Source organism: Puia sp. P3 (assembly GCF_050632245.1).
GTDB lineage: Bacteria > Bacteroidota > Bacteroidia > Chitinophagales > Chitinophagaceae > Puia.
In genome coordinates this window covers 5,348,486-5,362,675 of the sequence record NZ_CP192583.1, presented here as the reverse complement: position 1 = coordinate 5,362,675, position 14,190 = coordinate 5,348,486, and the positions used below count along the sequence as shown (strand labels likewise).

Annotated in this window: 17 protein-coding genes and 1 pseudogene; 13 read left to right on the top strand and 5 right to left on the bottom strand. The window is 54.6% G+C overall.

The window, feature by feature from the left end:
• Positions 1–23 precede the first annotated feature (23 nt).
• The 6 genes and pseudogenes from ACQ86N_RS33725 to ACQ86N_RS33700 all read left to right on the top strand — a co-directional run bounded on the left by ACQ86N_RS33725 (position 24) and on the right by ACQ86N_RS33700 (position 5,499).
• The gene (locus tag ACQ86N_RS33725; protein ID WP_431210877.1) at positions 24–1,574 is read left to right on the top strand and encodes a RagB/SusD family nutrient uptake outer membrane protein; all 1,551 of its coding nucleotides are present in this window, start codon (positions 24–26) and stop codon (positions 1,572–1,574) included.
• A 73-nt stretch (positions 1,575–1,647) separates the two neighbouring features.
• On the top strand, positions 1,648–1,965 hold the full coding sequence (locus tag ACQ86N_RS33720) for a VOC family protein (RefSeq protein WP_431210876.1): 318 nt from the start codon (positions 1,648–1,650) through the stop codon (positions 1,963–1,965).
• 362 nt (positions 1,966–2,327) lie between these two features.
• Positions 2,328–3,248, top strand: coding sequence for an alpha-L-rhamnosidase N-terminal domain-containing protein (locus ACQ86N_RS33715; RefSeq protein WP_431210875.1), 921 nt, complete (start codon positions 2,328–2,330; stop codon positions 3,246–3,248).
• A pseudogene (locus ACQ86N_RS33710) lies at positions 3,245–4,478 on the top strand (family 78 glycoside hydrolase catalytic domain); the annotation flags it as partial. The gene ACQ86N_RS33715 and the pseudogene ACQ86N_RS33710, both read left to right, overlap by 4 nt.
• A 15-nt stretch (positions 4,479–4,493) precedes the next feature.
• On the top strand, positions 4,494–4,796 hold the full coding sequence (locus ACQ86N_RS33705; RefSeq protein WP_431217702.1) for an alpha-L-rhamnosidase C-terminal domain-containing protein: 303 nt from the start codon (positions 4,494–4,496) through the stop codon (positions 4,794–4,796).
• 58 nt (positions 4,797–4,854) lie between these two features.
• Positions 4,855–5,499, top strand: coding sequence for a DUF4412 domain-containing protein (locus tag ACQ86N_RS33700; RefSeq protein ID WP_431210874.1), 645 nt, complete (start codon positions 4,855–4,857; stop codon positions 5,497–5,499).
• A 26-nt stretch (positions 5,500–5,525) separates the two neighbouring features.
• Here the strand turns inward: ACQ86N_RS33700 and ACQ86N_RS33695 are convergent, their stop codons facing one another.
• The 3 genes from ACQ86N_RS33695 to ACQ86N_RS33685 all read right to left on the bottom strand — a co-directional run bounded on the left by ACQ86N_RS33695 (position 5,526) and on the right by ACQ86N_RS33685 (position 7,397).
• The gene (locus ACQ86N_RS33695; protein ID WP_431210873.1) at positions 5,526–6,095 is read right to left on the bottom strand and encodes a DUF4337 domain-containing protein; all 570 of its coding nucleotides are present in this window, start codon (positions 6,093–6,095) and stop codon (positions 5,526–5,528) included.
• An 83-nt stretch (positions 6,096–6,178) separates the two neighbouring features.
• Positions 6,179–6,562 (bottom strand): DUF3037 domain-containing protein, encoded by a 384-nt coding sequence (locus ACQ86N_RS33690; RefSeq protein ID WP_431210872.1) that lies wholly within the window; start codon positions 6,560–6,562, stop codon positions 6,179–6,181.
• On the bottom strand, positions 6,540–7,397 hold the full coding sequence (locus ACQ86N_RS33685) for a HipA family kinase (protein ID WP_431210871.1): 858 nt from the start codon (positions 7,395–7,397) through the stop codon (positions 6,540–6,542). The genes ACQ86N_RS33690 and ACQ86N_RS33685 overlap by 23 nt, the downstream gene beginning before the upstream one ends.
• A gap of 33 nt (positions 7,398–7,430) precedes the next feature.
• On the opposite strand from ACQ86N_RS33685, the gene ACQ86N_RS33680 reads away from it, so the two are divergent.
• Positions 7,431–8,312 (top strand): ABC transporter ATP-binding protein, encoded by an 882-nt coding sequence (locus ACQ86N_RS33680; RefSeq protein WP_431210870.1) that lies wholly within the window; start codon positions 7,431–7,433, stop codon positions 8,310–8,312.
• A gap of 3 nt (positions 8,313–8,315) precedes the next feature.
• Here ACQ86N_RS33680 and ACQ86N_RS33675 read toward each other — a convergent pair whose 3' ends face one another.
• Entirely contained in the window at positions 8,316–8,720 is a 405-nt protein-coding gene (locus ACQ86N_RS33675; RefSeq protein ID WP_431210869.1) for a DUF1963 domain-containing protein, read from the bottom strand.
• 78 nt (positions 8,721–8,798) lie between these two features.
• On the opposite strand from ACQ86N_RS33675, the gene ACQ86N_RS33670 reads away from it, so the two are divergent.
• The 6 genes from ACQ86N_RS33670 (at position 8,799) to zwf (ending at position 12,657) form a co-directional block, all read left to right on the top strand.
• On the top strand, positions 8,799–8,921 hold the full coding sequence (locus tag ACQ86N_RS33670) for a hypothetical protein (protein WP_431210868.1): 123 nt from the start codon (positions 8,799–8,801) through the stop codon (positions 8,919–8,921).
• Positions 8,922–9,092: 171 nt separating this feature from the next.
• Positions 9,093–9,749 carry a hypothetical protein gene (locus ACQ86N_RS33665; RefSeq protein WP_431210867.1) on the top strand — a complete coding sequence of 219 codons (657 nt, stop codon included), beginning with the start codon at positions 9,093–9,095 and terminating at the stop codon, positions 9,747–9,749.
• Complete coding sequence (locus ACQ86N_RS33660) at positions 9,709–10,182, top strand: hypothetical protein (RefSeq protein ID WP_431210866.1); 474 nt, start codon at positions 9,709–9,711, stop codon at positions 10,180–10,182. The genes ACQ86N_RS33665 and ACQ86N_RS33660 overlap by 41 nt, the downstream gene beginning before the upstream one ends.
• Positions 10,134–11,057 (top strand): M1 family aminopeptidase, encoded by a 924-nt coding sequence (locus tag ACQ86N_RS33655; RefSeq protein ID WP_431217701.1) that lies wholly within the window; start codon positions 10,134–10,136, stop codon positions 11,055–11,057. Before ACQ86N_RS33660 ends, ACQ86N_RS33655 begins: the two co-directional genes overlap by 49 nt.
• A gap of 53 nt (positions 11,058–11,110) precedes the next feature.
• Complete coding sequence (locus ACQ86N_RS33650) at positions 11,111–11,389, top strand: hypothetical protein (RefSeq protein ID WP_431210865.1); 279 nt, start codon at positions 11,111–11,113, stop codon at positions 11,387–11,389.
• Positions 11,341–12,657, top strand: coding sequence for a glucose-6-phosphate dehydrogenase (gene zwf, locus ACQ86N_RS33645; protein WP_431210864.1), 1,317 nt, complete (start codon positions 11,341–11,343; stop codon positions 12,655–12,657). The genes ACQ86N_RS33650 and zwf overlap by 49 nt, the downstream gene beginning before the upstream one ends.
• Positions 12,658–12,748: 91 nt before the next feature.
• Here zwf and ACQ86N_RS33640 read toward each other — a convergent pair whose 3' ends face one another.
• Complete coding sequence (locus ACQ86N_RS33640; RefSeq protein WP_431210863.1) at positions 12,749–14,152, bottom strand: hypothetical protein; 1,404 nt, start codon at positions 14,150–14,152, stop codon at positions 12,749–12,751.
• Positions 14,153–14,190 lie beyond the last annotated feature (38 nt).

Below are 14,190 nucleotides of genomic sequence, written 5' to 3'. Positions count from 1 at the left end.
TTTCTCTTATTAAAGGTTTTCTTATGAAATATTATTTTGTTTGTGGGGTCCTGGGGGTTTTGGTTTTTGGGCTCGGGGCCTGTAAAAAGGATTTTGTTACGAAGTATCCGGAGGGACAGGTGAATGAGGGGAATTTTTTTAAGAGTGTCGGTGATTTTCAGGAGGCGTTGGCGGGGGCTTATGGTCCGCTGCGGGATGCGGCGAATGTGGCCTTTTATATGGAGGAGATGCGTTCGGACAACACGCATTATGACTATAATTCGAAGGATCGTGGCGGGGCGACCAGCGAGCAGTTATCGGATTTTATGGACAATTCGGCGAATCCTACGATACTCGCGTTGTGGACGGCTGATTATATGGGTATTCAGCGGACGGATATTGTGCTGAACAAGCTCGCTACACCGCCGTCGGATATGGTGGATTCGGTGAAGAACCAGATCATCGGGGAGGCGAAGGCGCTGAGGGCGCATTATTATTTTGAGCTGGTCCGGTGTTATGGGGCCGTCCCTTTATATCTGCATGAGGTGACGAATGCGCAGAACGCCTTTCTCGGGCGGTCGCCGGTGGACAGTGTCTATGGGCAGATCATTTCCGATCTGACGGATGCGGTGGCGAAGCTGGCGCCGCCGTCCGGGTTTCCGCAGTCGGGCAGGGTGACGAAGGGGATGGCGTCGACCGAGCTCGCGCTGGTGTATATGACCCTGCATCAGTACGACAAGGCGCAGCCGTTGCTGCAGTCGGTGACGCAGATGGGGTATGCGCTTTTGCCCAGTTATGCGGCAGTGTTCGATCCGGCGAATAAAAATAATCAGGAATCAGTATTTGAAGTGCAGTATAAGACGGGGACGGATAATCAGGCGAGCCAGTTCATTTACTATTTTATCCCGGTCACGCCGCATACGACCAATATCCTGGGCGTGGACTATAACAATACAGAGGGTGGGTGGAATACGCCGACGGATGATCTGGTGACTACTTATGAGAAAGGGGACAAGCGGCTGGACGCGAGTATAGGGGTGGTGAAGGGCAAACTGGATGACAATGCCGATTTTCAGCCGGATGGGGTGATCAGTATTTTGAATCCGGATACGACGGCGGAGAATGGGGAGCTGTACAAGAAATTTGTCAAAAAACAGTTTCATTTGCCATTGAAGACGCCGCTGATCTATAATACCGATGATGACTGGCCGGTGTATCGTTATGCCGATGTGCTGCTGCTGCTGGCGGAGACGTTGAATGAGCAGGGGCAGTCGGCGGCGGCGCTGCCGTATCTGAATCAGGTGCGGGCGCGGGCGGGGTTGGCGCCGTCGACGGTGACGGATCAGTCTGCGCTAAGGGATACGATCGCGCATGAGCGGAGGGTGGAGCTGGCGTTTGAGAATAAGAGGTGGTTTGATCTGGTTAGGACGGGGCAGGCGCTGACGGTGATGTCTGCGTATGGGGTAAAGCAGCGGGCGACGCTGCCGTATTTGTTGCCGCAGTCGTATAATGTGACGCAGAATAAGTTGATTTACGCGATACCGTCGAGGGAGGTGCAGGTGAACCCTGGGTTGGGGCAGAATCCGGGGTACTAGCCCGCGGGTGCGGGGGTGTGAAGGAAATCACGAAGAAAATAGTGGTAATTTAGGTAGCAAATCCTTATTTGTTATGCAACTGATAATTCCGATGCTGGCCTATGAAAACGGGGTAGCCGCCATGGAGTGGCTTTGCGAGGTGTTTGGTTTTACTGAGAAGCTTCGGTGGCTGGACGATGGCGGCAGGTTGTCTCATGGGGAGATTGTGATGGGAGACCAGGTGATCATGCTGGCTTCTCCGACGCCGGGGTATCAGAGCCCAAAACGGTTGAGGCAGGAGTATGCGCCGGCGGCGCGGTGGTATCAGGTGCCGTATATTATCAATGGGGTGTTGGTTTATGTTGCGGATGTGGAGGAGCATTTCAGGGTAGCGAGTGAGGGGGCGCGCTGATCCTTACGGGTTTGGAGCATGGGGGGCCGGGCACAAGGTATAGGGCGGAGGATCTTGAGGGGCAGCGGTGGATGTTCATGCAGCGGCCGGAGGAATAAGGGAGAGCGGTTACTCTGCGGGGACGGGTTGAGAGGGGGCTGGGGTAGGGAGGTACAGGATGGGCAGTTTGGGATATTTGTTAGATTTGGGCATGAGGTATCTATTTAGCTGTTTAGCAATATTTGGTTGTTATGTGATTGGGATGGGGCAGGAGCCATGCCGGCCGGTGGGTCTGAGGTGTGAATATTTGGAGAATCCGTTGGGTATTGATGAGGTGCATCCGCGGCTGGGGTGGAAGTTGAAAGACGGGAGGCAGGGGGCCAGTGCAGTCGGCATATGAGGTGGTGGTGGGGGTGGATTCTTTATCGGTGGAGAGGGGGGACGATGGTGGTGTTTGGAGGTCGGGTCGAAGGTTGTCGGCGGCGCAGTTGGTGAGTTATGGGGGGCCGGGGCTCAGGCCGTGGACGCGATATTACTGGCGGGTTATAGTCTGGGATAAAGACGGGAAGAAGGGGGCATTGCCGGGGGTGGCGAGTTTTGAAACGGGGATGATGGGGATGGCGAACTGGAGGGGGGCCTGGATCAGTGACTCGAGGGATATAAGGACGGGGCCGGCGGCGTATTTCCGGAAGCCTTTCCGCATGGGGAAGAAGGTTCGGTCCGCGAGGGCCTATATAGCGGCGGCGGGTCTTTATGAGTTGTATGTCAATGGCGAAAAGGTTGGGAATCACCGGCTGGACCCGATGTATACGCGTTTCGACCGCAGGAATCTTTATGTGACGTACGATATTACCAGCTATCTGCAGCAGGGGGATAATGCGGTGGGTGTTTTGCTGGGAAATGGATGGTACAATATGCAGTCTACGGCAGTATGGTATTTTCATGAGGCGCCGTGGCGGGGACGGCCCTGTTTCTGCATGGATATTCGCATCAGGTATGACGATGGTTCGGTAGAGACCATCTCTTCGGGGAAGGACTGGAAAACTTCATTGAGTCCGATCGTTTTCAACAGCATTTATACGGGGGAACATGTCGACGACCGTCGCCAGCAGGCGGGATGGAACAGACCGGGATTTAATGATAGCGCGTGGAAAGAAGTGGTCTTCCGGAGTGCGCCGTCGGGAAATGTGGTCGCGCAGGTATTGCCGCCGATCCGGGATGTGGAGAAGATAGCGCCGGTTTCTGTAAAAAGCTCAGCGACACCGTCTGGGTCTATGACCTGGGGAGGAATATCGCGGGTGTGAGTGAACTGCATGTCCAGGGCCCGGCGGGGACGAGGCTGCGGCTGGTGCATGGGGAGCGGCTTTATCCGAACGGACATGTCGATCAGTCGAATATTTCGGTGCACTACCGGCCCGTCGGCGACGGAGACCCTTTTCAAACGGATATCTATACCCTCAGCGGAAAGGGAGAGGAAGTATTCAAGCCGCTGATGGGATACAAGGGCTTTCAGTACGTGGAGGTCGTGTCGTCCTCGCCGGGGGTGGTGCTGGATGCGAATAGTCTTACGGGTTGGTTCATGCACAGCGATGTAGCATCGGTTGGCCGCATAGAAAGTTCGGATACGCTGGTCAACCGGCTCTGGTCTGCCACAAATAACTCGTATCTGTCTAACCTGATGGGCTATCCCACAGATTGCCCGCAGCGGGAGAAGAATGGCTGGACGGGAGACGCGCATATCGCGGTGGAGACGGGGCTTTACAATTTCAATGGGATCAACGTATATGAGAAGTGGATGGCCGACCACCGGGATGAGCAGCAGCCCAATGGCGTGCTGCCTTCGATAGTGCCGACGGACGGGTGGGGGTATGAGTGGGGGAATGGTCCGGACTGGACGAGCACGATCGCGCTAATACCGTGGAATATCTATTTGTTTTATGGGGACTCGCGGTTGCTGGAGAATTGCTATGAGAATATCAGAAGATATGTGGATCGTATCGATGAGAGGGGGGACAATGGAGTGAGTTCGACGGGGCTGACGGACTGGGGGCTGGGGGATTGGATACCGGTGACGACGAAGCCGCCGGTGGAGTTCACGTCGACGGTCTATTTTTATGCGGATGCGTCGATACTTGCGAAGGCGGCGGGTTTGTTGGGGAAGAAAGGGGATGAAAAGAAGTATTGGGCGCTTGCGGAGAAGATAAAGAAGGCGTTTAACGGCAAGGTGGCTCGATACGGTGAAGGGTGTTTATGGCAGCGGGTTACAGACCGAGCAGTGTATGCCGTTGTACTGGGGGCTTGTGCCCGCCGAAATGAAAGCGCGAGTCGCTGCGAGCCTGGCGCATAGGGTGCAGGCCGACGGGAATCATCTGAATGTGGGGTTGCTGGGGACAAAGGCTTTGCTGAGTGCGTTGAGCGAGAACGGGTATGCCGATCTTGCCTATACTGTTGCGACGCAGCGAACCTATCCCTCGTGGGGCTGGTGGATCGTCAACGGCGCCACCACGCTGTACGAGAACTGGCCTATCGATGCGAAGAGCGATATATCAATGAATCATATCATGTTTGGGGAGATCGGGGCCTGGCTGTTCAAGGGGTTGGGCGGGATCTTGCCGGACGCGGGTGACCCTGGGTTCAGGCATATTCTGCTGCGTCCGCATTTTGCGAAGGGTTTGGAGGAGTTGAGGGCGAGCCATGATTGTCCGTATGGGGAGATCGTTTCGTCGTGGAAGACGGTGGGAGGCAAGATCGTTTATACGGCGGTGGTGCCACCTGGGGCGACGGCGGAGCTGGAGTTGCCGTGGAAGAAGGTGGGATTGACGGCGGGTACTTATGAGTTTCGGCAGCCATAATCTTAATTTGGGGGGAGGGGAGGAAGTTGTAAATTTGATCTTTCCATTCACTCCAGGTATGAAAAAGAAGCTAACCGTATTGGCCGCTTTACTGACCATTCTTCAGGTATCGTTTGCCCAGTTCGAGGGTACGTTGGTTTATGACTGTACAATGAAGACCAAGGTGATGATGACCTTATATGAGACGAAGTCGAAGGTGAAGATAGAGTCCAAGATCTATCCGATGAAGGAGGGGGCCGCGGATATCACCAAAGGGAAGGAGCAGGACAATACGCTGCTGGATTTTACGACCAACAAGGAGGTGCATTTTCTGGACAAGCATCACGCGTATACGGAGGGGGATTTTAGCCAGCTAAATACGGAGAAGGAGATGAAGCTCGCCGATGGGGATATCAGCGTGGCGAATGTCGGTGCTGAGAAGATCGGCAAGCTGGAGTGTCAGCATTTTGTGGTGAAGATAAAGGGGGACCAGCGGGATCTGTGGATCACAAAAGATCTTGGCAGCTCGAATATTTGTCTGGCGGGAATATTTGTGTACTATCCGATGGGGTCGATGATCCTGAATAAGATAAAGAGTGCGGGCGGGGATGGGGTTGTGGTGAAGTGTCAGTCGGGGGGTCAGGTAATTACGCTAACGAATTACCAGACGAGGATGCCTCCGGCGTATAATTTTGTGATACCGGAGGGGTATAAGAAGATGTAGGCCGCGCCTTGGGGGCCGGGCCGCGCTTAGCTGAGAATGCCTGAGACGAAGTCGGAGTGCAGGCTGACCTTGAAGAAGGCGGTGATTCCGAAGATGATGCCGAGCAGGCTCATCCCGCTGGCGAACCAGAGCAGCCATTTCCGTTGGGTGAGGGAGGCGATGCCGAACATGGCTATGGAGATGGTTAGGAGGGCCTCGGTCATATCGAACTGGTCGTCGAAGAGGTTGAGGTCGTCGTATTGTTTCTGATAGTCTTCCGCTTGTTTCTTTATAGCAGCTTTTTCGGAGTCGTAGCGCGCGATCTGCGCTTCGTATTTTTTATCAGGTCGTCGGTGCCGGCTGATTTTTGGAGTTTGGCCAGTTCGAGAACGCTTTCCACTGTAGCTTGTTTGGTGCTTTTGGCACTGGTAGTATGACCAGGAGTCGATGCTGTGTGCCTGGGCCTGGTCCATGGCCTGGACGATATTGCCGTCCTTTACGTTGCAGATGGCCATGAAGGTTGCGGTGATGGCGACGAAGAGGGCGACGAAGGCGTTGATACTGCTCTTGGAGGCTTCTTCGAGCGGCTGCTGGATAGTTTCCGAAATATCTGCCATAGTAGAGGTCGTGTTGGGGGATTAAACGAAAATCGGTGATTTTTATTGGATGGGTAGTGGCCGGTGTTTTGTCGGTATTGCGCCTACAGGACCAGTGTCGCGTGGAGGCGGGTGAGTGCTGCTGCGGGGTCGGAGCAGAAGCCGGGGTGTACTTTTGAAGTTTGAAGGATGGTGCTTCGGGTGGCTGTGAGCCACCGGAAGCGGCTGGCGATGTCGAGGCGGGCGATGGGGCCGCCTGTCGAATTGCCGAGGGTGATCGCTTCGAAGGCACGGAGGTGTTCTTCCAGCTCGCCGATATCGAGGGAGGGGCAGAAGACCTGCAGGCGATCGGTGTTCAGGGTATAGATCAGTTGCAGGTATTTGAGTCTGGGGCAATAGAGGATGACCCCGACGTTGAGGAATTCTTCGCGTTCTACCCTCGGCACTACCCGGATGACGGCGTATTCAAATAGTGTTTTTTCTGACATTCTGGGCTTCGTTTACAAAGATAGAAGAGGACCCGATTCGGGTGTTGAGGAAGCGGGCGTAGACGTCGCGGATCTCGCGCGGTGACGGTGCGGCGTCGGGCGACTGTCCGGAGGGCCAGTTGACGAGCCATTCGTCCGGCAGCAGGGCGACGATGCCATTGACGCGGTCCGGTGTCAGTATCGCCCGGAAGGCCTGGTCGACTTCGTCCAGTCTGGAGGCCCAGGGCAGCAGAACGTGGTCCTTTATTTGTGTAAAGGGTCGCCGGGCGGACTGGTCCAGATACGACGAAGTCGTATCGGCCGAAGGCCCGACGTTAGCGATGCCGTCCGAGGAATGGTGGAAGTAGAGCGCCGCGCCGTGGTCGATCAGCCAGAGTTCTTTGTTCCAAAACAGCATATTGGTGTTGCGGGCCGTGCGGTCTACGTTGGTAAGCAGGCTGTCGAGCCAGACGATGCGGGATGCGGTGAGGGCGTCGACGGCGGTCACTGCGGGATCGTAGGTGATGGAGCCGGTGAGGTAGTGCAAACCCAGATTGAGGCCAACGGAGGCTTTCAGGAGGTCCTGGATCTCTTCGTCGGGTTCCGAGCGGCCAAATGCGGGATCGAGGGTGGCGAAGACGATCTCCGGCACTTTCATGCCGAGGAGACGGGCGATCTCGCCGCCAATGAGCTCTGCGACAAGGGATTTTACGCCCTGTCCGGCGCCGCGGAATTTTAGTACATAGAGAAACTCGTCATCGGCCTCGGCGATGGCGGGCAGGAAGCCGCCTTCCCGCAGCGGGGTAACGTAGCGGGTAACCTGGACGGTCCTGACTGATGGTGATTCGATTGACATAAAACGGGGGCAAATTAGCTTATTTTTGGATTTATGGACCTATTACAATTAATTGACATTGGAGGTGTTGGGGGGATCAGTTTTGTACAGAAGAAGGGACAGAATCTGGCCATCGCGGGGGAAACCGGGTCAGGGAAGAGCACGCTGCTGAAGATCATCGGGGGTCTGGCGGAGCCTTCGGCGGGAGTTGTATTATTTGAGGGGGAACGGGTGCTGGCACCGAGGGAACGTCTGGTGCCCGGCCAGCCGGGTATCGCCTATCTGTCGCAGCATTTTGAGCTGTGGCATAATTACCGGGTTGAGGAGATACTTTCCTATGCGAATGATATGAGTTCGGATGAGTCTGCCGAATTATATGCCATTTGCCATATCGACCATCTGCTGGGGCGGCGGACCGATGCGCTTTCGGGTGGGGAGAGGCAGCGTATCGCACTCGCGCGGCTGCTGGTGAAGCCGCCGCGTCTGCTCCTGCTGGACGAGCCTTTTTCCAATCTGGACATGATCCACAAGGATACCCTGAAGCGGGTGATCCGGAATATCGGCGAGCAGCTGGGGATTACCTGTATACTGGTATCGCATGATCCGCTGGACCTGATGGCCTGGGCGGATGAGGTGCTGGTGCTGCGAAACGGCGGTGTCGAGCAGCAGGGACCGCCCGAGCGCATATACCGACAACCCATAAACGAATATGTGGCGGGGCTGTTCGGGAAGTACAACCTGATCGGGAAGACCTTTGTTCGTCCCGAGGATATCGATATTGTGGAGGAGGGTAGTCTGGAAGGAGTGGTGGAGGGTGTTATCTTTCAGGGGAGTTACTATGATGTTGAAGTACGATTAAAAAATAGCAGGGTGGTCCTGCGGACCACGAATGTGGGAATCAGGAAAGGGGATAGTGTGAGAATAGCCCTGAGATGACTATTATAAAAAATCGATATATAGCCTCCACTCGCCTGTTTTCGTGTTTTTTGCCAGGAAAATCGTTCCGGCGTCGACGATATTTAGGTTGGCCTTTCCATCCGATGTGATCTGCAGTATGAATTCGAAGTCTTCACCAAAGTCGATACCTGACTGGCAGAAGGTGGGGTAGCCCCCCAGCTTGTGTCCATAATTATTTTCTACTATATCATAGTAGTCGGTGATTTCTCCCTCTTTTTCCATGCGGTTAATTTCATTTTCTACATCGGCAGGGATGCCGCCGGCGTCCCATACGGGGTAGTCTTCGGGGATGAAGGTGGTTTTGAGGGGGAAAGAGCGGATATAGGAGTCGATGTTCTCGAGTCTTTTGTTGACGAGTTGGTCGGTCTTGCTGTATTCGCGCAGCACCCAGCCCTGGCCGTTGTTGGAGGGGGCACCGCTACCCGGGGGCTTCCGTCGGTTGGAAGATTCTCGCTGACGAAGAGGGTGATCATTTTGGTGTTCTCCAACCCGTCGGGGATATGGGGAGCCCTTCGAGGGCTTAGCTGCAGCAGGGGGAGCATGGGTGTGCCGTCGGCGTCGAGGGGGATCGACTCGTCTTCTTTGTAAAAGGCTACGCGTCCGATCCAGCTTTCCTTGTCGGTGTAGGTGGGTTTAAAGCCGCCAGCCGACAGTTCTGTAGCCCCTTTTTGCCAATCGATTTTTAATTTCAGCGATATTCATGGAATGAAAGTTAGGAAAATATACCTTCGCTACCATAATAAAAAAATCAGTGTTGATATGAGAAAATCAATTCGTGGTCTGGCGCTGGCGGGGCTGATATTGGGACAACAGATTGTCCATGCCCAGTCCGGTGCTTCTTCTTCGGTGTTCGATTCGCATGAGGCTTTTGCGCCGATATTTTATCCGGCTTACGGGGACGATGTCCGTGGTGCGGATGGCAAGCCAGGACCTAAGTACTGGCAGAACAGCGCCGACTATAAGATAGATTCGAAACTGGATGAGGTGAACCAGTCGCTGTCCGGAACGGTAACGATTACCTATAAGAACAACAGCCCGAACGAGCTTCCTTTTGTGTGGCTGCAGATGGATCAGAATATTTACAGTCTGGATTCGAGGGGTGTTGCGGGGACTGAGATCTCGGGTGGCCGCTGGGCCAACAAGAATGCTTTTGAGGGTGGGTATGAGCTGAAGTCCGTGGAGCTGGTCAGTGTGACGACTGGCAAAACGAGCAAGGCGGACTATCTGGTATCGGACACGAGGATGCAGGTGAAGCTGCCTGCTGCGTTGAAAGGCGGCGGCGGTATACTGAAGATCCGTATCAGCTATTCCTTTAAGATACCTGAATACGGAACCGACCGTACGGGGCGGCTGGATACTAAAAACGGCTGGATCTATGAGGTCGCGCATGCAGTATCCCCGCATGTGTGTCTATGACAATGTCGCTGGCTGGAATACCCTGCCTTACCTGGGTCAGGGCGAGTTCTATCTGGAATACGGGAATATCGAGTACAGTATAGACGTACCGGGGGATATGATCGTCGGTGGCAGCGGAGAGCTGGTGAATCCGGCGGAGGTACTGACGCCCACGCAGCTGAAGCGTTATCAGGAGGCAAAGGCGAGTGAGAAGACTGTAGCGATCAGGAGCGGGAGTGAGCTGACAGATGCTTCGAGCCGTCCTGCGAAGGGACGACTGGTATGGAAATTCAAATGTATCAATACCCGGGACGTCGCCTGGGAGCTTCGAAGGCTTTTATCTGGGACGCGGCGAGGATCGATCTGCCCAGCGGCAAGAAGGCGCTGGCTCAGTCGCTGTATCCTGTGGAGAGTGCGGGGGATTCGGCCTGGGGACGCAGCACGGAGTTTGTAAAGGGTTGTATCGAATATTACTCCAATTATTTGTATGAGTTCTCCTATCCTTCCGCGACCAATGTGGCAGGTGTTGTTGGGGGGATGGAATATCCTGGGATCGTGTTTTGCAGCGAGCGGGCGAGAAAGGGGAATCTTTGGGGTGTGACGCGTCATGAGTTCGGTCACAACTGGTTTCCGATGATCGTGGGAAGCAACGAGCGGAAGTATCCCTGGATGGATGAAGGGTTCAATACTTTTATCAACACGGTGGCGGATTCGGCGTTTAACAAGGGGGAGTATCTGCGTGTTGTTAAGGACAGGGGCCGGTTCGCCAATGCGTTCTTCAATGCAACCAATCCGATAATGACCATTCCTGATGCGATGCCGACGAGGGAGTGGGGGACCCTGTCCTATAACAAACCGGGGACGGGGCTGGAGTTGTTGAGGGAGGAAGTGTTGGGCAAGGACAGATTTGACTACGCGTTCCGGTATTATGTACACGAGTGGGCGTTCAAGCATCCGACTCCTTATGACTTTTTTCATGCGATCGAGAATGCCTCGGGGGAGACGCTCGATTGGTTCTGGCGGGGATGGTTCTTTAACAACTGGAAGATCGACCAGGCTGTGAATGCAGTGGAATATGTCAATGGCAACCAGGCAGAAGGGGCGCTGATCACCATCGAGAACAAGGAAAAGCTACCCATGCCTGTAACCGTGGAAGTGAAGGAGGAGAATGGGAAGACGTCCCGGGTCAAACTTCCCGTGGAAATCTGGATGCATGGTCCGGTATGGAAGTTCCATTATGCTTCGACCAGTAAGATTGTTCAGGTGACGGTGGATCCGGATCAGCGATACCCGGATGTGGATGTGACGAATAATACATGGAAACAGTAATTTAACCATCAAAACCCGCTGCGAGACAGCGGGTTTTTCATTAGTTTTGAGATATGAGCAGAAAAATATTCCCATCCGCGATCACCATCTTCGGCGCCAAGGGCGACCTGACGAAACGCAAGCTGATACCTGCGCTCTTCAATTTATATGTAGACGATCACCTCCCGCCTATTTTTTCGATCTTTTGTGTGGATTTTGTGACGGTCGACGAGGGTGAATACAGGAATTATCTGTTGGAGGGTGTGGACGAGTTCAGCCGGAAAGGAAAAGCAGACAGGGAGAAATGGGCGAGTTTTGCGGCGCGGGTCAATTATGTCCAGGGGATTTTATGAATAAGGAGACTTATACGACGCTGAAGGACAGGATCAAGGATTTTGAAGAGCGGGAGCAGCAGCGTGGGGTCCGGATGTTTTATCTGGCGGTCGCACCACGATTCATAGAGGCAATTGCCGATGCGCTTTGTAATCAGAAGCTGTGCAACAGGGATGCGCTTGACCGGATCGTGGTCGAGAAGCCGTTCGGAACCGACCTCGAGTCTGCGCGGAAGCTGAACCATTATATCAACAAACGTTTCAAGGCGAAGCAGATCTATCATATCGACCACTATCTGGGCAAGGAGATGGTGCAGAATATAATGGCGTTCCGGTTTGCGAATTACGTTTTTGAGCCATTGTGGAACAACAAGTATATCGATCATATTCAGATAAGCGTGGCGGAAGAGGTCAGCGTGGGCAGCCGGGGCGGCTATTATGACAGCAGCGGGGCGTTGCGGGATATGATCCAGAATCACCTGCTGCAGTTGTTGTGTATAGTCGCGATGGATTGTCCGAAGGCGTATGAAGCCGAGGCGATCCGGGATGCCAAGGTGAAAGTGTTGAAGAATGTCCGGCCTTTTACGCCGCAGGGTGTCTTTAAAGACGTGGTGCGCGCGCAGTATACGGCGGGTGAGATCCACGGGAAGCCGCAGGTCGGCTACAAAGAAGAGGGCCAGGTGGCGGCGGATTCGAGCACGGAAACCTTTGTAGCGGCCCGGATGTTCATCGATACGGAGCGGTGGAAGGGAGTGCCGTTCTATCTGCGTACCGGGAAGTGTATGCCGCGTCAGTCTTCGGTGATCATGATCCAGTTCAAGGAATCTCCGCATAAAATATTCAAGGATGACCTGATGCCGAATCAGCTGATCATCAGTATCCAGCCGGAGCTGGAGATCGGGCTGATGTTCGAGGGCAAGGTGCCCGGCCTTCACATGAAGCTGGAGTCGGTGGAAATGGACTTTATGTATAAGGACAATTTCAAGGAGTCGCTGCCCGAGGCGTATGAGGCTTTATTGCTGGACGTGCTGGAGGGTGATGCTACGCAATTCATGCGGGATGACCAGATCGAGGCGGCGTGGAAGGTGGTGATGCCGATGCTGAATGCCTGGAAGAAGTCGCCGAAGAAGGGGCTGCTCACCTATGAGGCGGGGACATGGGGCCCGAAGGCTGCGAATGCGCTGCTGAAGCCGTTTGCAAAGGATTGGTTCAGGCTGAGCCATGAGAATGGGGTGGAGCAGAAACTGTCGGAGCCGGAGAAGAAGGCTCAGCTGGTGGCGGCGACGTAGAGGTTAAATTATTGATTTTATAAATGCCCCGCTTTGGCGGGGCATTTGCGTTTTTAGTGAGTTGCTCTGGACTCAGTGAGGTGCATTGGACTCAGTGAGTTGCTCTGGACTTCATCGGGTCGGGGAATAGCCGTTGTGTAGCTGTATAGATATGGCTGAGGTCTCCGGGGAGGTTGCTGTTGTTGTTGGAGTGACAAAGGAAACAGGTCGTTTGGGTAAATGTGTGGGCGGGTGGATTATTGTTTTGAAAATAGGTCTCCATCGTCGTGTTGGCGAGGGCGCTGGTGCCGATGGCTACGCCGTGGGTCGTATCCGAGCCGTAGCTGCCGCCGTTGGGTGGCGTGCCGCCGAAGGTCCATGTGGCGCCAATGAGGAGGTAGTTGTTCCTTTTGTCGCGGGGAAGGAAGGACTGTATGTTATTGTCGAAAGAGATGATCTCGCTGTTCGAAGCGGCGGAGCTGAGGTCCTGCTGGTTGGTGGCGGAGTCGGCAACGCTGCCCCAGGGCGTTGTCCGGTTCGTATTGCTCGGACTTATGGTATGGTTGGGCTGTGCATAGATGGTATCTGTGATCTTAAAGGGCAGGTTCGGATTGTAGGCCGTCATATGGGACCTGTTAAAGGCCGTATCGGCGGTGTTATTCGAGAACAGCCAGTTGGCGCCGTTATCGGCGGGGACAGTCTTCAGGTTCTTGTTGGAGTCGAGATATGTGTAAGCTGCATTGGGTGCGTTGCCGGCGTGCTCGAAGGTAGCCCAGACCATTTCGGGATGGTGGGCAACGCTGCCGACGACGTGGATCCCTACCAGTGCCATTTTGGCCTGGCGGGTGCTGTCGGGGACCCAGTAAGAGGCGGTTTTTTTATAGACTGGGATGGCGGCGTTCACGGTGATGTAGTTGTTGAGGTTTGCGGGCGGGATCGAGGATGCTTCTACCCACGACGATTTTATTTCTATGGCAAGTGCGTTGGAATCGGGAAGTGTCTGGTTGTACAGTCTTGCCATGGCGCAGATGCTGTCTTTGTCCGCGGCTGTAACAGGGAAGTGCTGGCCGCTGATGGCCTTGCTCTTTGCTGCGGTAAGAAACCAGGCGTATACGTCGTTGACCATTGTGAGGTAGTAGACGAGGGAGCCGGTTTGGGACATCAGGACGTCGCCGGTGGCCTGGTCGAGCTCGAAGCCGACCTCATTTCCTGCCGTGTCGACGAAGGCGTGTGTGTTACCGGCAATCAATTCTTTTGCTATCGGGATCCTGTTCTGGCGATGGGTGAGGATGGCTTTTGGATGGGTGATCTCCTTGCCTGTCTTGTCGTAGAAGCGGTGTGTACCGTTGCTGTTGGTCTCTATTCGATCGATGACGACCTGGTTGCCGGCGGCATCGCTGACCTGGGGTTTTCCCTTGTCTGTTGTTGTTGCGGGTTCGACCTCGTACATTTTGCCATCGGTGGCTTTGACGAGCGGCAGCCTTTCGGGGCCGTTCTTGACGAGGTGGGACGACATATTAAAGACATGTTGGGGCAGGTGGGGAATGAGGAAGC